Consider the following 22,230-nt stretch of genomic DNA (forward strand, 5'->3'; position numbering starts at 1 on the left):
TCACTCCGCGGCCTTCCCGGTCTCGGAGGTGCCCGCGCCGTTCGCGCCGTTCTTGACGGGTCCGGCCTCGGCGGTGTCCGGGTCCTCCGCGTCCGCCGTCTCGGCGACGACCCAGGAGTCGATCTGCGAGACGACCTCTTCGTCGAGCGAGAGCTGGCCGGGCGTCCAGAGCGGGTTCGACAGGCCGCGGTGCGTCCGCTCGCACATCTCCCAGTCCTCGTAGTTCGCCTTGTCCCACAGCGCGAACACGGCTTCGTGGGAGAAGTCGCTCTTGGCGGTCTCGGAGGGGTGGAAGAGCCAGAAGTGCCGGACAAAACACGTGCCGGGGCTCTCCGGCCAGACCCACTGCATCATCACGTAGTCGGCCGTGAACCCGAACAGCAGATTGGGCAGGATGGTGATCCAGTTGATCTTCTGCCGGTCCGCCTCGGGGACCAGTTCCATCGGTGTCCGGCCGCTGCGTCCCGTCATGGAGACGGAGTTGTAGGCGTTCCGGATCCCCTGCCACGCGCCGACGATGTCGCCCTTGAGGTCGTACGTACCCGCGTCGTCGAAGTCGGTGATGCGGTGCAGGTCCTTGTGGGCCGTGGGGAAGTGCAGGCTCTCGTTGACGTTGTGCGCGACGAGCTTCCAGTTCGAGGCGACCGGGTAGTCCTTGGCCTCGGCGCACTCCAGGTCGGCCAGCTCGTAGACGCGCGCGAACTCGCCGAACTCGCCCAGTGAGGCGTCGAGATCGGGGGCGTCGTCGGAGAGGGCGATGAACACGACGCCGAACCGGATCTCGGTCCGTACCGGCAGCAGACCGTTCTTCTCCTTCTCGAAGAAGTGGTCGAAGTAGGTGCCGTTGAGGCTCTTGAGCTTGCCGTTCCGGTCGTACACCCAGCAGTGGTAGAGGCAGACCAGGCTCTGCCGCTTGCCGGTCGCCTCCTCCACGAGCTTGTAGCCGCGGTGCCGGCAGTAGTTGTGATACGCCTGGATCCCGTCGTCCCCGTGGATGATCAGGACGGATCCGGTGCCGATGTTCAGGGTGGTGTAGGCACCCTTGTCCTTCAGCCGGGAGACGTGGTCCACCGGGAGCCAGCGTCGGCCGTAGATGCGGGACATCTCCCGGCGGTACTGCTCCTCGCCGGTGTAGAAGCCGTGCGACCTGCCGATGCCGCCCGTCTCGAAGTACGGCCTTTCCTCGCCCTGGTCACTGATGAGATCGAACATGCTGGACGCGCGCGTCATCTGCTGGTCTCCCTCAGGGGGTCAAGCGCATGGGATGCGGTGCGGGAACACCGAGGGGGGTCGGGACGCGAGAAGGCCGCGCCGAACCCCGGCGATGGTGGGGCTGCGTGACGAGTGACTACTGGGAACCGCCGCCGAACACGGGCCGGACCGACCAGTTCTGACGATGCGTCAGAAAGATCGACCGCCGCACGCACACCTCTCGGTGAGAGGTGTGCGTGCGAACCGGTGACGACACGCGCTCTCGACTCACGGCACCCGGCTCGATGCGCCCGGGGTTCGGGGTTCGGTGAGTGCGGCGGACGACGGGCGGTCCCGGTGGGCCGTGGGCGGACGGGTGCGAAGAACCGGGGACCGTCAGCCGGCCGCCGGGTCGTAGATCCGCTTCTCCTCGGGGACACCGGCGGCGTCGTAGAGACGCTCCAGGGCGTCCGGCGCGTAGACCTCGTAGTCCGGTACGACTCCGCCGATCAGGCCGAGCATCTTGTTGGTCCACTCCTGGGTCGCGCTCATCGCGGACATCGTCGCCTCGAAGAACGGCGGCAGTTCGGTGAGTTCGCCGAGGGTCGTCGTGAAGTCGTAGACGCCCGCGCTCTCCTCGTCGCGCACCTTGTTGTACTCGGCCAGCGCCTCTTCCATCGGCCGCTCGCCGGCCAGACCCTGGTGGATGCGCTCGGCGAGGAGTTCACCGTGCGTGAAGGCGTCGGTGATGCCCCACCCGGTGTACGGGTCCTTGTGATACCCGGCGTCGCCGACCAGCGCCCAGCCGGGGCCGTGGGCGCGGCGATAGTAGTTGTCCGGGTAGCGCATGGGCTTGAAGGGCTCTTCGCGCCTGCCCTGCTCGCGCAGCTGGACGCCCATCTCCGGGGCGACGTCGTCGAACACGGCCTGGAAGCCGGTCTCGACGTCCTGGCGGAACTCCTTGAGGTGGCGCTTGGTGCAGATGACGGCGAGCATGCTCACGTCGTCGTTCGTCGGCCAGGTGCCGAACCACTTCTCGTTGAAGCCGGTCTTGTGGTGCAGGCCCCAGTCGAGACCGCTGTAGTACGAGTAGTAGATGAAGCCCGCCGCGGGGCGCACGTTGTACAGCTCCGCGCCGACCTTCTTGGCGACCGTGGAGTGGAAGCCGTCGGCGCCGATGACGACGGTGGCCCGGAACTCCCGCTCCGGCCCGTCCCCTTCTCGTCCCCGGATGCCCGTCACTCGGCCGTCGGTGAAGACGACGTCGGAGACGGTGAACCCTTCGATGACCTCGGCGCCGGCGCGGCGGGAGGCGTTGACGAGGATCTCGTCCAGCACGGTGCGGCGCGGGCAGTAGACGGCGTCGACGCCGTCCACCGGGTCGGCGAACCCGTTGAGTTCTATGCCTCGGTAGGAGTAGTTCATGTGACGGAGCGCCGGGGTCTTGGCCCCGATGATCTCGTCCAGCAGACCCCACTCCTGGAGCCGCAGCAGTCCCGCCTGGTGGATGTAGTGGGTGGACACCGCGTCGCTGGGGAACGAGGCCCGGTCCACGACGAGGACCCGGTGCCCCTCCTTCGCCAGCAACATCGCAACCGGCGACCCGGCGCAGCGTCCACCCACAACGATGACGTCGTACATACGATCCCCCATCAAATTTGGTTTGAAGGAACTGACGCACCGCTGTAAGCGGCAGGAGCACGAACCGGAGGCTATGAAAATCGACAGATGAAGGTCAAGTAGGGGTAATAGCGAGGCAATGGAAGGGCGTCGAAATCTCGCCAGTTGAATGATCCATTCCGCCCAAACTCCGCCCGTTATGCACTAGTTGGTATGCTTATAAGCAGTCAAGAATGTGGCGTGCATCACAATAAAATAGGGACCCAGATCCGGCCAGCCAGGGCGAGAAATTCAGCCCTTCTAGCAAAGCGAAGTTTTTTCGTTCTGAACTAAATAACGAGGCGGCGAGGGAACGTCTTGGTTAATTCACCAAGCCATACGTTTGATGACGCCCAGCCACATGAACGCCGAGGCCACAGCCACCTTCCGGCCCGTCACCCCGCACCGTCGGACAGGTTCTGCCACCACTCGGCGGGGACGACCCCGGCCTCCTCGATGCCTACTGTCCGGAATCAAGCGATCACGATCGCAAAGTGGGAGCTTTCCGGGCCCACTTACCCACGGTCCGGCACCAGCTCGCGCGGCTGGAAAACGAACTCACCGTCGGAGGGCGGTAGTTGGCAGGCGGCGGAGGCGGGAGCGCCCACGCTGTGGCAAAGTCCTCCAGGTGGATGAGCTGCGACCCCAGGACCCCGCGCGCATAGGCGTGTGGCAGATACTCGCCCGGCTCGGCGCGGGCGGCATGGGACAGGTGTACCTCGGCCGGTCGCCCGGTGGCCGGCTGGTGGCGGTGAAGGTGATCCGGGACGAGATCACCGACCATCCGGAGTCGCTGGGGCGGTTCCGGCGAGAAGCCGCGGCCATGGAGGCCGTACGCAGCCCGTACACCGCCCAGTTGATCGAGGCGTCACTCGACGCGTCCCCTTACTGGCTGGCCACCGAGTACGTACCGGGACCCACCCTGCGCGAAGCCGTACGCGCGAGCGGGCCGTTCCCGGCCGAGAGCGCGCTGCGGCTGTTCGCCGCGCTCGCCGAGGGGCTGGCCACGGTCCACCGGCACGGGGTCACACACCGGGATCTGAAGCCGCAGAACGTGATCCTCGCGCCGCAGGGACCGCAGCTGATCGACTTCGGCATCGCCCGGGGGCTGGACTGGACGGCCCTCACCCAGACCGGAATGGCGCCTGGTACACCCGGCTACGCGGCCCCGGAGGTGCTCCTCCGTAATGAGGTCACCCCGGCGGCGGACATCTTCGCGCTGGGAGCGACGATCGCCTCCACCGCGACGGGCCGGCCCCCGTACGGAGACGGGGACGCCTCGGCGGTGAGTTTCCGGACCGTGCACGGGGACATCGACCTCGCGGGCGTACGGGACGGTCTGGCCGCGCTGATCCGGCGGTGTGTCGCCAAGGACCCGGCGGATCGGCCCGAGTTGGCCGAGGTGATCGCCGGATGCGCGGTGGACTCGGCGCTGGCCTCGGACGCGCACTACCGGTCGGTGGCCCGCGACACCGACGCCGTCCCCGGATTCGTGAAGGACGCTCCGGCGCCCTCCGGGGCCACCGGTGACGAGCCGGGCGCCGTGACCGCCCCCTGGCGCTGGGGAGACCCCGAGACCACCCCGCACGCCGTGCCGCGGCCGACGCCGGGGCCGGACCGTCAGATTCGGCCCGCCGCCCGGTCGCGACGGCACAAGGGTCTGCTCGTGGTGTGCGCGACGGCGGTCGTCGTATCACTGGCGCTCTGGCTGCTCCCCGGACTCGGCGACGACGACCAGGGCACCGAAGCGGCGCCCAGCACCGAGACCTCCACGGGGACCGGTACGGGAACCGCCACGAACCGGCCGGCCGCCAAGGACGACGAGCCGGAGGGCCCACCGAGCCACATCCTCAACGACCGTGAGTCGAAAGACCGTTGGGCCCTGTCGGAGGACCCGGAGGAGGCCGGCCAGGGCATCGGCCGCTGCGACCTGGCCAGTCTCACCGATTCCTTGCCGCCGTCTGGACTCCAGTCCTCCGTCTCGCACACCACGGGCTCGGGCAGCGCGTCGGTGGAGATCCGCCCCAAGAACGCCGGCAAGGGGAAGCGTCCCGCGCCGTACTACGTCTCCGTCGGAGTACGCCCTCCGCACGAGACCGACCGCACCACCGGGCGCCCCCTCGCATCGGAGGGCAAGGGCATCGGCTTCACCAGCAAGCCCGTCGACCTCTACTCCCAGTGGTCCTCGGGAGGATCCGTCAAGCTCCAGTACCCGGACGACTTCCGGGCCCACTTCGACAAGAAGACCGTCGACGCGATTCCGGTGAGCGAGGATCGGGGCGACTGGACCGTGGTGATCTACCACGTCGAGGGCGGACCCACGAAGTTCAGCACGATCAGCTGCAACGGCTTCCACGCCTGAACCCGCGCCCGTCCCGGCTCCCGGCCTCGGGTCAGTCGCTGCCGCCTTCGGCGCGGGTGTGTACGACAAGGGCGTTGGCGTGCCCGTGGCCGAGCCCGTGCTCGGACTTGAGCCAGTTGACGAGTTCGGTGTGTTTGGTCAGGGGCGAGGCGCGGATCAGTTCCTTCCACTCCTCGATGGGGCGGCCGTACTTCTTCTCGATCGACGGGAAGTAGCTGGCAGGGCCTTTTACGGGTGCGGTCATGACGCGCCGTCCTGTTCTGTCCGAATCGCCTGAGTCATGCGGGACCCCTCGTGCGGAAGCACCGCCACTCCGAGAACTGGACGGTACAGTACCCACCAGGAAACTGGACTGTCCAGTACTCGAAGTTCGAAGGGGGAGGGCATGGCAGCGATCGAACCCGGTGGCCGTTCGGCCCGTAAGCACCAGGCGATCATGGAGGCCGCGACAGCGGCGTTCATGGCGAAGGGCTACGCCGGTACGAGCATGGACGACATCGCCAAGCTGGCCGCCGTCTCCAAGCAGACGGTGTACAAGCACTTCGCGGACAAGGAGAAGCTGTTCGCCGAGATCGTCCTCGCCACCACCGACCGGGTCGATGCCATGATCGACCTGGTGGCGGGCATCCCCACCGACGCGGACGCGGACGCACTGGAGGAGCACCTGCTCCGGCTGTCCCGCCAGTTCCTGACGGCCCTGACCCAGCCCCAGGTGCTCCAGCTGCGCCGCCTCATCATCGCCAACGCCGACACTTTCCCCGACCTGGGCGCCGCCTGGTACGAGCAGGGCTTCGAGCGGGTACTGGCCACGCTGGCCGCGACCTTCCAACGCCTGGCCGACCAGGGCCTGTTGCGCATCGACGATCCCCTGCTGGCGGCGAACCACTTCTCCGGCATGCTGCTGTGGATCCCGGTGAACAGGGCCATGTTCCACGGCGGCCCGCAGCACACCCAGGCCGAACTCGACCACTACGCCGACGAGGGGGTACGGGTCTTCCTCGCGGCGTACCGGTGACCGCGAACCGCGAACCGCGACATGGCGGGATCACGCTCGCCGCGCGCCGTTCACGACCGCGATTGGAAGTCGAATGACCGACCTTGAAGCCCTCGTCCGGCTGTGTCCTCCCCCGAACCCGCCGATGCACATCAACTGGGACGGGATCGATGCCAGGCTCGGGATGCCCGTGCCGGAGGACTACAAGGCTCTCGCGGACCGGTACGGGCCCGGAGGTTTCTGCGACTACCTCACCCTCTACCACCCCCATGGGCCCACGGAGTACGTCAACCTCACCGGCCCCATGCCGGCGCGGATCCGGTCCTACCTGCGCACGGACTACGACCGCGGCACGTACCCGGTTCCCTACGACCCCGACCACCTCTTCACCTGCGGTGTGACCGGCAACGGCGAGTGCATCTTCTGGATCACCGACCCCGCCACCGATAGCAGCCGCTGGCGGATCGCGGTCAACGAGGCCCGGGGTCCGGTCTGGTTCACCTACGACGGAACTGTGACCAGCTTCCTGATATCGGTCCTCACCGGCGAGACGCGCGTACCCCAGTTCCCGGCCGGCCTGCTCGACGAACCTCCCACGTTCTCGCCCTCACATCCCGTTCTCGTCAAACCCCAGCCCTACGTTGCCCCCGTCGCCCACGACACAGGGGCTCTCCGCGCATGGGCTCGCGAGAACGGCTACGACGTGCCCGCCCGGGGGCGCGTTCCCGCCGGCGTCCGCCAAGCGTGGGAGGACGCCCACAACCACTGATTCCCCCGTGCACCCTCAGGAGAGGGCAGTTGGCCTGCGAGGTGGTGGGACGGCTCGTAGCAGTTCCCACAAGGGGCGTGAGCCGGACGCCCACGCCGCGAGGGTGTGGCGGTCGACGACGTGGAGCCGTTGTTGTTCGGCGAAGGCCACGGCCGGGGCGGTGACCCGGCCGTTCGTCACGATCACCGCGACGTCGGCGCCGTGGATCTGGCGGGCGGTTCCGTTGAGGACCTGGAGGTCCGGCGTGCCCACGGCGGAGCCGGAGAGGCCGGCGCGCCGGTGTTTGCACTGAATCACCCAGCGCCGGCCGTAGGGGTCGGTGGCCTTCACATCGGCGCCCAGGTCTCCCCCGCCCCCGACGCGAACCGCGTTCGGGCAGCCGTCACGGCGCATCAGTTCCCGCACAGCGTCCTCGAACTGGCTGTGGTGCAGGGCGTCCAGCTGGTCCAGCCCGTAGCGCAGGCCCCGCACCCGAACGGCCTCCCACCGCGCGGCCTGCCGCCTCTGGTGGAACCAGCCACCGCCGGCCAGTACCGCCAACGCGCCTATGACCACCAAGATCCACCAGTGGGCCAACAGCCAGTTGACGACGGCGACCAACAGCGCGACGGCCAGGGCGGCGGCCACCAGGAGGACGATCAGCCGGTCGTTCGCGCGCCGACGCCGCCGCAGCGCCGCCGCGCGCCTGGCTCTGCCGGTCCGGCCCTTGCGCGCACGGGGGCTCATTCGCCGGCCCGCGTGATGCCGCTCGCGAGTTCTCGCAGACCGTTCAGGATTCCCTCGCCTACATCGTGGACGCCTCAGCCCTCTGTGTATCCCGAACCCGCCCTCCACGCCCGCGAGTTACGAATGGTTGACGCAAAGTGATCCACTGGCCGGATCAACTCCGCCTACCACTCACCGTCCGCATGCACCAAGATACGGAACGTATTTTCCGGCGCTGGAGGTGGGAGGTTCGTGGTGGCAGATGACGCAGCGGGTCACGCGGTGGTGGTGGGCGCCGGGCTGGCCGGGCTGCTGGCCGCTCATGTGCTGGCGGAGCGTTTCGAGCGGGTCACGGTGGTCGAGCGGGACGCGCTCGCCGACGGGGCCCCGGTGTTCCGGCCCGGCGTACCGCAGTCCAGGCATGTGCACATCCTCTGGTCACGGGGCGTCGCGGCACTGGAAGAACTGGTGCCGGGCGTCATCACCGGGCTCGAAGCGGCCGGTGGCACGGTCGTCGGCGCTCCCGAGCAGATGCGGTGGCTCTCTCCCGCGCGGTGGTTCACCGGCGTACGCGGAACGCCCTACCTGTCCGTCTCACGCGAACTCCTGGACACCACCCTGCGCCGCCGGATCGCCGACCGGTCCGCCGTCACCGTGCTGCCCCGCCACGAGGTGACCGGACTCGTGGCGGCGTCGGCCGGGCGAGGGGTGGAGGGCGTGAGGCTGCGTGAACGGGGCGCGGACGGAGGGGAGTTCACCATCGACGCGGGCCTGGTGGTCGTGGCCGGCGGACGCAGTTCCCGTACCGCGGACTGGCTGGACGAACTCGGCTGTCCCGCCCCCGTGACCGAGCGGATCGACGCGCGTCTCGGCTCTTCCTCCCGCTACTACCGGCGCCCGGCCGACCGGGCCGCCCCCTGGAAAGCCATGTACGTGCAGGGCAACCCGGACGTACCGCGCGGCGGCGTGATCGTTCCGGTCGAGGGTGACCGATGGCTGGTCACCCTCATCGGACAGGGTGAACACCAGCCACCCACCGGGGAACAGGAGTGGCTCGCCTTCGCCGCGTCGCTGCGTTCCGGTGAACTGTCCGACGCGCTGAAGGAAGCCGAGCCGCTGTCGGACGCGGTCGCGTTCCGCGCGACGGCCAACGAGTGGACGCACTTCGAGCGCGTACGGCCGTGGCCGCGCGGGCTGCTGGTGGTGGGGGACGCGCTGTGCCGGTTCAACCCCGTGTACGGCCACGGAATGACGATCGCGGCTCTACAGGCCCAGGCGATCGCCGGCCGGCTCACCGGCCGTGAACCCGCGGACATCACCGCCCGGACACCGGGAATCCAGCAGGCGGTGGCGAAGTGCCTGAAGCCGGCCTGGCTGATCGCCACCGGTGAGGACAGCCGCTATCCGGACACGGACGGACCGAGGCCGGGCCGGCTCGGCAGAATGCAACAGGACTACCTGGCAAGGGTGTTGGCCGCCGCCAACACCGACCCGGTGGTCGCCGGGGCGTTCTTCGCGGTCCTGTCGCTGAACCGCCCGCCCCAGACACTGCTGACGCCCCGGATCGCCACCCGCGCCCTCCGCACCCCGTCACCTCGCGGATGAACCTCCTCGGCCCGGCGCGTTCCGCGCGTACGGTCACAGGCTCAGCGTCTCCAGGTGGTCCAGCTTCACGAAGCGGCTCCCCGGGCTCGCCTCTCGTACCGCCGTACGGAGCGCGTCGAGCCCGCCCCAGTCCACCGCGGGCTTGTCCAGCGGCTCGTCGAAGTCGTCCCAGTGGGTGGGCACCACATAGGCGGGGTGGCCCAGCAGATCGAGCAGCCGTGCCACGTAGTCGGGCACGTTGGCCCCGCCCGGCTGGATCATGAGGAGGTCGGCGCGTACCCCTTCGAAGTCGTGCTCGCTGAAGTTGGACGAGCCGAGATTGACGATGTCGAAGCCGCCGACGCTGATCCGGTACGAAAGGCTGCCGCCCTCGACCAGGTCCGCGATCGTCGTGGGGGCCTCGGGGATCCGCTGCCCCGGCCGGGTGCCGGCGAAGGCGACGCGCGGGTGGTCGCCGCCCATGGAGTGCAGCGACCGCAGCACCTGGACCGAGTAGCCCTCGTACTGGAGCCGCTCCCCTCCGGAGACCACCGACAGCTGTTCCTCGGGGGCACCCATGGCCCGCATGAGGTTCGCGTGGGTCTCGGTGCCGAAGACGGTGGCGCCGGTGGTCTTCGCGAGGTGCGGGACGTCGGTCATGTGGTCGTAGTGGCCGTGTGTGACCAGGATCTGGTCGGCGCGCAGTCGGTAGCCGTCGATCACGCCGGTGTCGACCTTGATCGGGGTGTCCGGGGCCGCCCCCGCCTCGGAGTAGGTGCCGGTCCGGAAACGGGTCAGCCAGGGGTCGATCAGTACGGTGGGGGCCGAGGCGCCGGTGCCGACGCGGATCTCCCAGCTGTTGTTGCCGAACCAGCGCAGGCGCAGCCCGCCGGGCGGCACGGGGCGGGGGGCACGGTCGGCGGCCGGGCCCGCGGACGCGGTGGTGCCCTTGCTCATGGCGGTGGCGGCCGTGCCGGCCCCCACCGCCGCCGTGGCACCGAGGAGTCCCCTCCGCGTCAGGAATCCCCGTCGCCGGCCGGTGCCGTTCAAGTCTTCGGTCTTGGTCATGGCGCGTCAGTGCCTTCCGTCGTCCGGCCGGCTCCTTCGAGGGGAGCGGCCGGTGTGGCGAACAGGACGGGATCACAGCACGCGTGTGTCGCCGGGGTCCAAGACCCTGACCGGCGGCGACTCATATCGAGGCCGATATCGTCGCAGCGTGGACCTGTTGCGACAGCTGCGTCACTTCACGGTGGTCGGCGAAGAACTGCACTTCGGCCGGGCCGCCGAACGTCTCGGTATGGCCCAGCCGCCGTTGAGCCAGCGCATCCGTGAACTGGAGCGGGAGCTGGGCGTGGAGCTCTTCGACCGCTCCCGCCGACAGGTGCGGCTCACACCGGCCGGTGACGTCCTGCTCGGCGAGGCCCGTGAACTGCTCGCCGGGGTCGGGCGGATGCGGGAGCTGGTGGCCAGGGCGGCGCGCGGCGAGTACGGCACGCTGCGCGTGGGGGTGCCGCCCGAGCTGCCGGGCAGCGTACTCGGAGCCGTACTCACCGAGTTCGCGGCCAGGACGCCCGAAGTCCGCCTGGAACTCCGGGAGTTCACTTCGGCCGAACAGCTGGAACTGCTGGCCGGGCACGGCCTCGACGCCGGTCTGGTCCATCACCCGCTCGACCCCGCGGCAGGGCTCCACAGCGGCCCGGTGATCGAACCCCCGTGGGGAGTGGTGCTGCCGCGCGTCTCCGCGCTCGCGGGCGCCGGCTGGGGCGGTGAGATCGCGCTCGCCGAACTGGCGGGGCAGGCGCTCGTCACACACCCGCGCGAGGCCGCGCCCGCGCTCTACGACGCGACGCTCGCGGCCTGCCGCGAGGAGGGCTTCCACCCGGTCCGGGTGTCGACGGCGCGCAGCCCCGAGGTGATGCTCGGCCTGGTCATCGCGGGGCACGGTGTCGCGTTCAGCCACCCCGCCATCGCGCGCAAGGAACCACGCGTGGTGTGGCGCCCGTTGCGGCCCCGCGCACCGCTGTGGCGCCTGGTCTTCGCCTGGCCGGCCCGCGCGCCGCACCCGGCTGTGGCGCCGCTGGTGGAGGCGGCGACCGGCGTTCTGCGCGGCCACGGGGCCGGCGCCCTGTCGGCCGCCGGTCCCGGAGACGACAGCGCCGGCCACGCACCGGGCGGCCCGCCCGTCCCCCGGCCCTGGAACGCGGTGTACGACAGATCATGACGATGACGGACCTCAACCGCCCCGCAGGCCTCCCTCGCCGCTTCGAACTCCTCGACGCCCGCGTCTGGTTGCACGCCCGCTGCGTCGACTGCGGACGCGGCACCGGCCACGGCCAGGACGAGCCCGTGGTGCTGGCCTCGGTGGTCAAGGTGCTGCTGGCGCTGGAGTTCTGGCGGCAGGCCGCCGCCGGGCAGCTCGATCCGGCCGAGGTGGTCGTCGTACGCGCGGCCGACCGTCTCGGCGGCACGGGGACGGCCGGCTTCCACGACGACGCGCGACTGAGCCTGCGCGACCTGGCCCTGCTGATGATGTCGGTGAGCGACAACACCGCGGCCGACATCCTCTTCCGGCGTGTGGGCCTGGACACGGTGCAGGCCCTGGCGCGTCAACTGGGCCTGGACCGGGCCCAGGTGACGGGCGCGCCGCGTGAGGTGCTGGAGACCATGCTGGAGGACCTGGGAGCGGCCGACGCGGGCGCGTTCGCGTCGGCGTTCGCCGCTCTGCCCGCCGAGGACGTCCACCGGCTGCGCGCCCTGGACCCGGCGCGCACGACGAGTGCGACACCGCGCGAGATGACCCGGCTGCTGAGCCTGGTGTGGAACGACCGCGCGGGGCCGGCCGTCGCCTGCGCGGGCGTTCGCGACCTCATGGCGCAGCAGGTGAACGGAGCCCGGCTGGGCGCCGCGTTCGACCGCTTCACCACGGTGGTGGCGAAGAGCGGCACACTGCCCGGCGTACGCAACGAGATCGGCGTCGTCACCTGCCCGGACGGCGCGCGCTACGCGGTCGCCGTCTTCACCCGCGCCACCTCCCTCTCCACCCGGCGGCCCGACCTGGACGCGGCGATCGGTGAGGCGGGACGGGGCGCGGTGGAGGCGCTGCGGGGCTGCTGCGGGCGGTAGGGGACGGCGCTGTCAGCCGTGCACGGTGGGCCGGTAGACCAGCTCCTGGGTGTGGTTGTCGAGTGTCCGGTGCGCGATCAGTTCAAGGTCGAAGTCGGCCGCTCCCGCGAAGATCGGGGACCGCCCGGTCTGCCCGGTGATCACCGGGAAGATGGTCACCTGGACGCGGTCGACCAGACCGGCGGCCATCAGCGCGCGGTTCATCGCGAGGCTGCCGTGCGAGCGCAGCGGTACGTGAGACGCCTCCTTGAGTCTCGCGACGGCGTCGACGGCGTCGCCGCGTACGAGGTCCGCGTGCGGCCAGTCGAGGGGGCCCTCCAGGGTGTTCGACACGACCGTCGCCGGGAGGTTCACCATGCGGGTGACCCATGGGTCACGTACCTCGGACTGCTCGGTGCTCGCGGCCAGCATCTCCGCGAACGCCCGGTAGGTGTTGGCCCCGAGGACCATCCGCTGCTCCCCGGCGTAGAGGCCGAGGCGGTGGTCGAGCAGTTCGGGGCCCTGCTTGCCCCAGTAGCCGCCCCAGTCGCCGACGGCGGCACCGAAGCCGTCGAGGCTGGAGAAGACGTCGAACGTGTAGGTGGCGGTCATGGTGATCTCCTTGGGTGCGGATCGGCAATGTGTCTGGGATAAAGACCGGCGGCCACGGCAGGACTCATCGCCCCCGGCCGCCCGTCATACGGAGCATGGTCAGGCCGCCGGTCCGCACGAAGCGGAGCAGGAGCACGGCCGCGAAAGCGAGGAAGACGATGTTGAGCCAGGTGGTGTAGTTCCAGGTGACGCCTTCGGTGGGAAGCTTCGCGTCGGCCTGGTCGGGGATCAGGCCGAGGCCGCCGAAGACGAACTCCACGGCGTATCCGGCGACGACCGCCGCGAGGTAGAACGTGCCGAGGAGGAAGGCCGCCGTCCGCGCGCCGTAGTACTTCCGGTAGATGTTGAGGATCGGCAGGATCAGCAGGTCGGCGAAGATGAACGCCACGACCCCGCCGAAGCTGATGCCGCCCTTCCACAGCACCACCGCGAGCGGGACGTTGCCGATGGAGCAGACGAACGAGACGATCGCCACCAGCGGGCCGACGACCGGCCCCCACAGCTTGGACGCGAGCGGGTGGCCGTCGAAGAAGAAGGCGCGCCAGAACGAGTCGGGTACCCAGGCGGCGATGGCGCCCGCGATGAGCAGACCGGCGACCAGGTCGCGCAGGATCGCCGCCCATTCCATGACGAAGACGTGTGCCGTGGCGGTGAAGCCCTCCCGGGAGAACAGCCGCCGGGTGAAGGAGCCTTCGCGCTTGATGGACATGTCCATCGCGGCGTGGCCCTCCATCGACCCGGCCAGTCCCTTGCGGGCCTGCTCGGCGGCCTGGCGCAGCAGCTTGTCGCGCAGGAGAAGGCGGAACAGGACAGCCAGCACGATGATCATGATCGGGCCGCCGACGAATTCGGCGGCGGTGAACTGCCAGCCCATCAGCAGCGCCAGGATCACGCCGAGTTCCACGACGAGGTTGGTCGAGGCGATCTCGAAGGCCATCGCGGCGGTGAAGTTCGCGCCCTTGAGGAACAGGGAGCGTGCCAGCGCCACCGCGGCGTAGGAGCAGGACGAGGACGCCGCGCCCAGTCCCGCGGCGACGGCGAGGGTTTTCGGCCGGTCGTCACCGAGCAGCGCGACGACGGTCGACTTGCGGACCACGGCCTGGACGACGGCGGACAGGGCGAAGCCCAGGATCAGGGCCCAGGTGATCTCCCAGGCCATGGACCCGGTGATCGACAGGGCATGCAGTACGGCGTGCATCCGTGCAGCCTGCCCTGCCGCCCGGCGTACGGCCGGGAGACCCGACCGGGGACGCCGCCGGATACGGCGTGGTCACCCGGTCAGGCGGTCATCAGGCGCCGCAGGTCCGTCACGTACTTGCGGATGAGGGCCGGGGACAGGCGCGGCACATCCCGGTCCGGGCCGAGGCCGGCCTCCTGGACGGCCTCGCGGAAGCGGACCGAAGGGACGTCCGAACCTGGTACGACCTCCCCCGGTTCCTGGAAGCCTCGCAGCAGCGGGAGAACGGTGTACTGGCGCTGTGCCTCGGGCAGATTGCGCAGGGCGGCCTCGATACGGACGAGCCAGTCCCCGTGGTCCGCGATCCGCTCGATACCGTGGCCGTCCTCGATGAGCCAGTCCACGAACGTGTCGAGTGAGATGCCGTCGTCGTGCGGGTTCACCAGGCTGAAGGTGCGGTATCCGGAGGTGCTCCGTCCCAGCGTGACGACGGACGCCGAGGTGAAGTCGACGGGCAGCCCGTCGTAGTGGGCCCGCGCCGCCTCGCCGCCGCCGGTCCGGTAGAAGGAGTTCGGGGCCACGCCCGTCGCGAGGACGCTGAAGAGCAGCCGGCTGAACATGTCGTGCGCGTTCAGCTGCCCGGCGTACCGGCTGTGCGCCAGGATCATGTTGGAGCGGAACACCGTCACCGGCAGGTCGCACAGGTCGTGTGCCTCGCGCAGCAGCACCTCCCCCGCCCACTTGCTCGTCGTGTAGCCGCCGGCGTACGCGTCGTCGACGGGCTGTACCGGCAGCGCGGCGCGCACGTCGGTGTCCTCGTCGAGAGGCTGTCCCTTCCGCGAGGCGGACACGGCCACGCTGGATATGTACGTGAACGGCTTGAGCCGCTTGGTCAGGGACAGCCGGATGAGCTCCGCGGTCCCGAGGACGTTGGCGTCGAACAGGTGGCGGTAGGGCAGCATGTGGTTGACGAGGGCGCCCGCGTGGACGATCAGGTCGACCTCACCGGTCAGCCGTTCCCACGTCACCTCGTCCAGGCCCAGTCGTGGCTCGGCGATGTCACCGGCCAGCACTTCCAGGTGGTCGGCGGCCAACTCCTCGTAAGTGCAGGTCAGTTCGGGGTCGGCGCTGCCGAAGGCGTCGGCCAGTCGCTGTGCGGCGGCGTCCGGGTCCTTGCCGCGGACCACGACCGTCAGCCTGCCGCCGGCCGGGGCAAGCCGCTGGAGCCACTCAAGGGTGAGGAAGCGTCCCAGGTAGCCGCTCGCGCCGGTCAGCAGGACGCGGCGTGGCTCCCCGGCGGGGCACGGGAGCCGGCGGGCGCCGTCGAGAGTCGCCGCGTCGATGAACCGGCCGAGGACGAGGTCCTTGGCGTGCGTCTCGGTGGCGTCCTCGCCGTGCACCGACGCGAAGGTGGGCCGGGTCGCGGTGGCCGTGCGCTTGGCCTCGATATAGGCGGCCAGCTGCCGCAGGTCGTGCGCGGGGCTGATGATGACGTCGACCGGTACGGGGACACCGAAGGTGTCGTGCAGCAGGTTCGACAGTGACACCGCGGACAGCGAGTCGCCGCCGAGGTCCCGGAAGTGCGCGGAGGGGCTCACCTCCGTCGTCGAGCCCACCAGCAGCGCCCGCGCGGCCCGCTGGACCGTTTCCAGCACCGGCCGGTCGCCGCCGGTGCGGCGCAGGTCGACCAACTCCCGGGTCTCGTGGGCCGAGATCTCGGCGTACAGCTGCTCCAGGCGCTCGCCGTACCGCTCCACGAGCTGGGGCCACAGCAGCTTTCGCTGGTCCGAGAGCAGACCGTTGGCCTGGCTGAACGGCTCGGTCTCGAGCAGCAGAGCCCTGGGGATCTCGTACGAGTGCAGGCCGGCGTCCTTCGCGATCCGCCGGAGCGATTCGCTCAGCAGTTGTTCGAGACGTTCCCGGTCGTCCCCGTACCGCTGAAGGGCGTCCGGCGTGGGTACGACGACGGCGAGCAGGTAGGAGCGCTCGCTGTTGCCGTAGAGGAAGATCTGCCGCACCAACGGGCTTGCGGCGAACGTCGATTCCAGTCTGGCGACCGCCACGAACTCGCCCTGGGACAGCTTCAGGACGCTCTTGCGGCGGTCCACGACGGCGATACGGCGTGGGCCCAGCTCCGCGACGATGTCGCCGGTCCGGTAGTAACCGTCCTCGTCGAAGAGTTCCGCCGTCAGCTCGGGCTGCTTGTAGTAGCCGGCGACGCCGTCGGCCTTCACCAGGAGCTCGCCGCGCGGGTGCGGGGTGTCGGTGCGGAAGTACCCCAGCTCGGGCACGTCGGCCAGCTTGTAGTCGATCACCGGCGGGGACAGCACGTGGCCGTCGGCGGCGATGCCCACGACCTCCGTGGAGCCGTACACGTTGTGCAGGGGAACGCCGAGCAGGTTCTCGGTGAACTCGGTCAGCGCGGCGGACAGCGGCGCGGAGCCGCAGCTGGCCCAGCCGACGCGCCCTCCGAGGACGTCGTCGCGGAGCTGCCCGCGCACCTCGGTGGCGGCCCGCTCCGGGTCGGTGCCGGCGGAGATCCGCAGGTCCAGCTCGCTGCGGTGGAGCTGGTGGAGCATCTCGCACACGCGCGGCACGAGGGAGAGCTCGGTGGGCCGTACGAGCGCGATGTCCTCGAAGAACGTCGACAGGTCGCTGCTGGCGGTGAAGCAGTTGGTGCCGCCGCGCGCCAGTGTGTTCGTCAGCGAGAAGTGGCCCGCGACATGGCTCATCGGTGTGTAGTTGAGGGTGACGGTGTCCGTGCCCGTCCGCTTCGCCAGGTACTCCCACATCACCCTGGCCAGCCGCTCGGTGTACATCGCGCCCTTGGGCGTTCCCGTGCTCCCCGAGGTGTAGATGAGTATCGAGAGGGGGTCCTCGTCGTCGCCGGGTATGTACGGCGGTGCGTCGGGCAGGGCCGCGCCGCGGCCGAGGACCTCCGACAGGGCGACGACCTCCACGTCCCGTCCGGCCCGGGTCAGAGTGTCGCGGGCGGCGGCGAATCGCTCCGCCTGGTCCTCGACGAGCGGGTGGTGGTCGAACACGACCAGCCGCCGGACCGACGGTGTGCGCAGGGACAGCTCGGTCGCCGTGCCCAGTCGTTCGGCGCTCGCCGCGACGAGGGACGGCTCGGCCTCCGCCATGATGGAGATCAGCTGCCCGGTCGCCGCACTGCTCTGCAACGGGGCCATCACGGCGCCGAGATGGGCGCACGCCAGGTTCAGCGTCGCGTAGTCCCGGCTGCTGAAGCCGAGGAGGGCCACCCGGTCGCCCGCGACGAGAGGGGACCGCGGGTGGTGGTGCCACTCGCTCGCCACCGCCTGGACGCGGCTCCACAACTGCCGGTAGGTGGTCGTCTCGTAGCGCGGCAGCAGCCGGACCGAGACGCGCCCGGTCCGGTCGTCCCGTACGAACTCCCTCGCACGCTCACCGACGGCGGGCCGGTCCGGATGGCGCTCGAAGGCCTGTGCCATTACTTGCGCGAGTCGCACGGTGATCTCCGCGTCGCATAGGTGGCGTACGTGTCTGGAGACAGCCGGCCCCTCGGCCCGCCACTTCTCCGCGCCGGGCGTCGGCGGGCCGTTTCTCCAGGGCGCGACATGCTACATGTGCCTTGCAATCAGGGGGAGTTGGTGTAGAGCGTCCCCTCGGACCAGATGTAACGAGTCCCGCCCCACCGGGCCGCCGACTCGACGTCGGGAAAGAAGCCACGGCCCTCGAGGTTCGCGCTCGTGTTGCAGAGCACAGGTACGCCGCTGATCTCCGCGTAGGCGACGAGGATACGAGCGGTGTCGGTGTCCTGGGTCGACGCGATGGTCTGGAGCCGGGCGGTGCCGTCCAGATGCACGACCGCCGGGACGCGCTCGGCCCAGCCGGGCCGCATACGGTGCTCGAAGATCATGTAGGGGTCGGGCGTGCCCGGGGCGAAGACCTCCGGCGCGCGGTCCTCCAGGCAGATGGGCGCGACGGGCCGGTACGAGGCCCGGTTCTTGATGTCGTTGAGCCGGTCCTTCATCCGGGTGTCGGTCGCGGGCGCCAGGATGCTCCGGTTGCCCAGAGCGCGCGGGCCCAGCTCGGCCCGGCCGGACAGGACGACCACCGGTTCGCCCTCGGTGTGCAGGAGGGCGGCCAACTGCCGTTCGTCGCAAGGCTCCGCACGCCACCCGTCGGGAAGGGTGCCCGTGGTGATCCGCGGTCCGCTGTAGACGTCCCACTCCAGCGCCGTCCGGCCGCTCCGGAACATCTCGCAGGCCGCCGTTCCGATGGCCGCCCCCGCGTCGTTGGGGAAGGGCGGGACGAAGACCTCGTCGAAGACCCCGCTGGCCCGGATCGCGCTGTTCCACTTGATGTTGAGCGCGCAGCCGCCGCCGAGCACCAGGTTGTGGCCGCCGTCGGGGAAGCGGCCGCGCACCGCCGAGGTGAGCCGCTGGAGCAGGTTGTGGCCGACGTAGGCCTGGTACGTGGCGATGAGGTCCGCGTTGGACAGGCCCGGCATCAGCTCGTCCCTGTTCGCCGCGACCTTGTCGCCCAGCACGCCCACCTTGTCGACGGGTAGGTCCCGGAACTCGGCCATGAGGGCGTCGAAGACGGCGAAGGCACCGGTCTCGACCCGGCCTTGGGCCGCGTACGCCATGGCCTTCCCCGCGACGGAGAGGTGCTGGCGGATGTACGCGTCGGACGTCACGTCGTCGGTGTTGAGCAGGTACGGCTCGAACCGCGAGCAGAAGGCCGCGAAGCTGCCTCCGAAGACGGGCATCAGGGCCTCGACGAAGGTCACCTCCCTTGTGGCGGCCCGCACTTGGTAGAGGCGCGGCGTGATGAGGCCGTCCCAGACCAGGACGAACGCGTCTTCGCCCCGGGCGGCGAACGGGCTTGAGCAGTACGTGCCGATGAGATGGTTGGCGACGTGGGTGTAGCTGGCGTAGTTGTCGAGACCGTGGCCGCTGAAGGTGTGGCGTTGCAGCGGCCCGTCGTCGCCGGGGCTCTCCAGGTACGGTGCGACCCGGAGCTGGACCGGCAGGCCGGCGGCGTTCACCGTGACGGCGGTCCGGCCCGCGGCGTCCTTCGTGTACCAGCCGTCGACCACGAACTGGTCGATGTCGGCGGGTGCCAGACCCTCCGCGGCGAGGATCCCGGCGACGCGTTCCAGGTCGCCGAGGGGGCTGTAGCGTTCGCCGTTGTTCAGCTTCTCGATCTCGTAGCTGAAGAGAAGACGGCCGTCTTCGATGACGGCGATCCCGCCGTCGTGCGATGCCTTGATCCCGCATATGAGCATGTGGTCAGCCACACCTTTCTGGCCGCACGGCGGCCCGGAGTTCGGCGGTCAGATCGGAGGAACCGGTCACGCGAGTCACGCGGTATTCCGTGGGCGCTTGCATCAGCGGCGGTTCAGCCGCACGGGCAGTGAGTGGAGCCCGCGAATGATCGTGCTGGTGCGCCACCGCAGTTCCTCGGGGTCGGCCGCCAGCCTCATGGCGGGGAACGCGTCGAGCAGCGCGCCGAACGCCACCCGGACCTCCACCCTGGCCAGCGGCGCCCCGAGGCAGTGGTGGATGCCGTGCCCGAAGGCCAGATGGCCGCCGTCGGTGGGCCTGCGGACGTCCAGCGCGTGCGGGTCGTCGAAGCGCTGTGGATCACGGTTGGCGGAGGCGATCGCCAGCAGTACGAAGTCGCCGGCCGGGATCTCGACGTCGCCGATGGTCAGGGACTCCGTCGCACACCGGAAGGAGGCGTGCTTCAACGGGCTCTCCAGCCTGAGGAATTCCTCGACCGCGCCGGGCAGGAGGGAGCGGTCCTCGCGCAGCGCCTCCCACTGGTCCAGGTTCCGCATCAGGTGGAGCGTGCCGTTGCCCAGGGCGTTGAGGGTGGTCTCGAAACCGGCGACGAACAGCAGGTACGCCGTCGAGACGAGTTCGGTCTCGGTCAGCTGGTGGTCGTCGTCGTGTGCCGCGACCAGGGCGGTGAGTATGTCGTCGGTGGGCTCGCGGCGTTTGCGTTCGATGAGTTGGCCGAGGTAGGCGACCACCTCGGTCGTGGCGGCGGCGGCCGCTTCAGGAGAGTCGCCCGAGACGAGCGCCTTGGACCAGGACTTGAAGTTCTCCTGCTCCTCGACCGGCACACCCAGCAGCAGACAGATCACCCGGATCGGCAGCGGGAACGCGAAGTCGTCCAGCAGGTCCACCGTGCCGTCGTCCGTCAGGGTGTCGATCAGCTCGCCGGTGATCCGCTCGATCTCGGGGCGGAGTGCTTCAACTGCGCGACTGGTGAAGGCCTTGCTCACGAGCTTGCGCATCCGGGTGTGGTCCGGCGGGTCGGAGTTCAGCATGTGGCTGGCGATGGCCGGTGAGAAGCCGGCGCGTCGGTTGTTGTCCGGCTCGTTCTGCGCGAACAGGCCGTCCATCCTGTTCAGGTCGGTGCTCAACCGGGGATCCGCCAGCGCGGAGCGCACCGCCTCGTACCCGATGATGAGCCAGACCGGCAGTCCGCCGCACACGGGGACTCCCGGGGGCATCCGCACCCGGTGCACCGAGCCTTCGGGGGCGAGCTTCGCGTACACCGCGTAGGGGTCCTGCACGAACGCGTCGTCGAGTTCCAGAGGGCTTGAGTCCTGATCCATGGGCGCTTCCTCGAAGATGTTGTTGGGTTCACGCGCCGAACGGGGCGGGAGTACTGCTGTGCCGTGCGCCCCAGGCCGTTCGGCGTTCACCGCCGCGTCCGGCGCCGCGACGCCGGCTGCTCCTGGGTCGAACATCTCGGCGACCAGGACGGCGAGTTCGAGCGCCTGGTCTCCGTTGAGGCGCGGGTCGCACGCCGACTCGTATCTGCGGTGCAGGTCGTCGAGTCCCAGCTGAGCGCCGCCGCCGACGCACTCGGTCACGTCCTCGCCGGTCAGCTCCACATGCAGTCCGCCGACGTGGGTGCCGAGCGCCTGGTGCACCTCGAAGAAGCCGGCGACCTCGGCGAGGATGTCCTCGAACCGCCTGGTCTTGTGCCCGCTGGGCGCCTCGAAGGTGTTGCCGTGCATCGGGTCGCACACCCACACCACCGGCGCGCCGGACGCCGTGACCTTCTCCACGAGCTGCGGCAGCAGGTACCGCACGCGGTGCGCGCCCATGCGGACGATGAACGTCAGCCGGCCCGGCCGCCGGTCGGGGTCGAGCCGGTCGATCAGGGCCAGCGCCTGCTCGGGTGTGGCGGTGGGGCCCAGCTTCACGGCGATCGGGTTGTCGATGGTCGCGAAGTAGGCGACATGGGCGCCGTCGAGCTGTCGGGTGCGGTCGCCGATCCACAGGAGGTGGCCGCTGCCCGCGTGCCGTCGGCCGGTACGCGGGTGGTGGCGGGTCAGCGCGGCCTCGTAGTCGAGCAGCAGTCCCTCGTGGCTGGCGAAGAACTCCGGCGTACGCGACGGGTCTTCGCCGCGCGCGTCCTCGCGGGACAGCGCCTGGCCGATTCGGCCGGCGAGTTCGCCGTGGCGTTCACCGGCGGGTGAGCGGGAGACGAAGTCCTGGTTCTCCTTGTGCAGTTGGCGCGGGTCGGTGCCGGCGCGGGCGCGCATGACGTCCAGGGTGTGGCGCGAAGCGTCGTACATCCGAAGCAGCCGGGCCGGGTCCGGCCGTCGTTCGGCCTCGCTGAAGCCGATGCCGTTCACCGCGTCGCCCCGGTAGACGGGGAGCGTGTGCCCGTCGACGGTCTCGGTCGGCCGGGACCGGGGCTTCGCGTACTGCCCGGCGATGCGGCCCACCGTGACCACCGGCACGGCCGACGCGTGGCTGAGGACCACGGCCATCCGCTCCAGGAGACGCAGTTTGCCGTGGATCGCCGGTGCCGAGAGGTCGTCGAACCGTTCGGCGCAGTCGCCACCCTGGAGCAGGAACGCCTTGCCCTCGGCCGCCCTGGCGAGTCGTGCGGTGAGGGTGTCGCACTCCTGCGGCGTGACCAACGGGGGCGAGGCCGCCAGGTGTTCGGTCACATCGCCGAGCTCGGCCGGGCCGGGCCACTCCGGCCGCTGGTGGGCGACGAGTGTCCGCCAGTGCGCGGCGGCTTCGCCGGTGCGGGTCAACGTGTTCTCCGTCCGC

16 protein-coding genes and 1 pseudogene are annotated in these 22,230 nt (G+C 70.1%); 6 read left to right on the top strand and 11 right to left on the bottom strand.

Annotated features, from left to right (window positions below; genetic code table 11):
* Positions 1-1,230, bottom strand: a complete 1,230-nt coding sequence (locus BHU15_RS07740) for an aromatic ring-hydroxylating oxygenase subunit alpha (protein WP_247748771.1) — start codon at positions 1,228-1,230, stop codon at positions 1-3.
* Between the two features lie 357 nt (positions 1,231-1,587).
* Positions 1,588-2,844, bottom strand: a complete 1,257-nt coding sequence (locus BHU15_RS07745) for an NAD(P)/FAD-dependent oxidoreductase (RefSeq protein ID WP_368483189.1) — start codon at positions 2,842-2,844, stop codon at positions 1,588-1,590.
* A gap of 634 nt (positions 2,845-3,478) precedes the next feature.
* Here BHU15_RS07745 and BHU15_RS07750 point away from each other — a divergent pair.
* Positions 3,479-5,212, top strand: a complete 1,734-nt coding sequence (locus tag BHU15_RS07750; protein WP_069626491.1) for a serine/threonine-protein kinase — start codon at positions 3,479-3,481, stop codon at positions 5,210-5,212.
* 31 nt (positions 5,213-5,243) lie between these two features.
* Here the strand turns inward: BHU15_RS07750 and BHU15_RS07755 are convergent, their stop codons facing one another.
* Positions 5,244-5,456 carry a DUF4287 domain-containing protein gene (locus BHU15_RS07755; protein ID WP_069626492.1) on the bottom strand — a complete coding sequence of 71 codons (213 nt, stop codon included), beginning with the start codon at positions 5,454-5,456 and terminating at the stop codon, positions 5,244-5,246.
* 141 nt (positions 5,457-5,597) lie between these two features.
* On the opposite strand from BHU15_RS07755, the gene BHU15_RS07760 reads away from it, so the two are divergent.
* Together BHU15_RS07760 and BHU15_RS07765 are read left to right on the top strand one after the other, a co-directional pair.
* Entirely contained in the window at positions 5,598-6,227 is a 630-nt protein-coding gene (locus BHU15_RS07760) for a TetR/AcrR family transcriptional regulator (RefSeq protein WP_069626493.1), read from the top strand.
* A gap of 73 nt (positions 6,228-6,300) precedes the next feature.
* Positions 6,301-6,975, top strand: coding sequence for an Lsr2 family DNA-binding protein (locus BHU15_RS07765; RefSeq protein WP_069626494.1), 675 nt, complete (start codon positions 6,301-6,303; stop codon positions 6,973-6,975).
* A gap of 15 nt (positions 6,976-6,990) precedes the next feature.
* Here the strand turns inward: BHU15_RS07765 and BHU15_RS07770 are convergent, their stop codons facing one another.
* The gene (locus BHU15_RS07770) at positions 6,991-7,701 is read right to left on the bottom strand and encodes a restriction endonuclease (RefSeq protein WP_069626495.1); all 711 of its coding nucleotides are present in this window, start codon (positions 7,699-7,701) and stop codon (positions 6,991-6,993) included.
* Between the two features lie 234 nt (positions 7,702-7,935).
* Here BHU15_RS07770 and BHU15_RS07775 point away from each other — a divergent pair, with 234 nt between their 5' ends.
* A complete protein-coding gene (locus BHU15_RS07775) occupies positions 7,936-9,285 on the top strand; it encodes an NAD(P)/FAD-dependent oxidoreductase (protein WP_069626496.1) in 1,350 nt (449 codons plus the stop codon).
* Positions 9,286-9,318: 33 nt separating this feature from the next.
* Here the strand turns inward: BHU15_RS07775 and BHU15_RS07780 are convergent, their stop codons facing one another.
* Complete coding sequence (locus BHU15_RS07780) at positions 9,319-10,332, bottom strand: MBL fold metallo-hydrolase (protein WP_069626497.1); 1,014 nt, start codon at positions 10,330-10,332, stop codon at positions 9,319-9,321.
* Positions 10,333-10,480: 148 nt separating this feature from the next.
* Between BHU15_RS07780 and BHU15_RS07785 the strand changes: the two genes are divergently transcribed.
* Both BHU15_RS07785 and BHU15_RS07790 read left to right on the top strand, forming a co-directional pair.
* A complete protein-coding gene (locus BHU15_RS07785) occupies positions 10,481-11,485 on the top strand; it encodes a LysR family transcriptional regulator (protein WP_069626498.1) in 1,005 nt (334 codons plus the stop codon).
* Complete coding sequence (locus BHU15_RS07790) at positions 11,482-12,387, top strand: serine hydrolase (RefSeq protein ID WP_209269203.1); 906 nt, start codon at positions 11,482-11,484, stop codon at positions 12,385-12,387. Before BHU15_RS07785 ends, BHU15_RS07790 begins: the two co-directional genes overlap by 4 nt.
* Before the next feature lie 12 nt (positions 12,388-12,399).
* Here BHU15_RS07790 and BHU15_RS07795 read toward each other — a convergent pair whose 3' ends face one another.
* The 6 genes and pseudogenes from BHU15_RS07795 to BHU15_RS38125 all read right to left on the bottom strand — a co-directional run.
* The gene (locus BHU15_RS07795; RefSeq protein WP_069626500.1) at positions 12,400-12,978 is read right to left on the bottom strand and encodes a dihydrofolate reductase family protein; all 579 of its coding nucleotides are present in this window, start codon (positions 12,976-12,978) and stop codon (positions 12,400-12,402) included.
* Positions 12,979-13,042: 64 nt separating this feature from the next.
* Positions 13,043-14,176 (bottom strand): permease, encoded by a 1,134-nt coding sequence (locus tag BHU15_RS07800; RefSeq protein WP_069626501.1) that lies wholly within the window; start codon positions 14,174-14,176, stop codon positions 13,043-13,045.
* Positions 14,177-14,256: 80 nt separating this feature from the next.
* Entirely contained in the window at positions 14,257-17,646 is a 3,390-nt protein-coding gene (car, locus tag BHU15_RS07805) for a carboxylic acid reductase (protein ID WP_255293052.1), read from the bottom strand.
* A gap of 128 nt (positions 17,647-17,774) precedes the next feature.
* Positions 17,775-19,430, bottom strand: a complete 1,656-nt coding sequence (locus tag BHU15_RS07810) for a carbamoyltransferase N-terminal domain-containing protein (protein WP_069626503.1) — start codon at positions 19,428-19,430, stop codon at positions 17,775-17,777.
* Between the two features lie 102 nt (positions 19,431-19,532).
* Positions 19,533-20,906 (bottom strand): cytochrome P450 family protein, encoded by a 1,374-nt coding sequence (locus tag BHU15_RS07815; protein ID WP_368483191.1) that lies wholly within the window; start codon positions 20,904-20,906, stop codon positions 19,533-19,535.
* Positions 20,901-22,214: pseudogene (locus tag BHU15_RS38125) on the bottom strand (3-deoxy-7-phosphoheptulonate synthase class II); the annotation flags it as partial. The gene BHU15_RS07815 and the pseudogene BHU15_RS38125, both read right to left, overlap by 6 nt.
* Positions 22,215-22,230 lie beyond the last annotated feature (16 nt).

The sequence above is a fragment of the Streptomyces niveus genome, assembly GCF_001723055.1.
Classification (GTDB): Bacteria; Actinomycetota; Actinomycetes; order Streptomycetales; family Streptomycetaceae; genus Streptomyces; species Streptomyces niveus.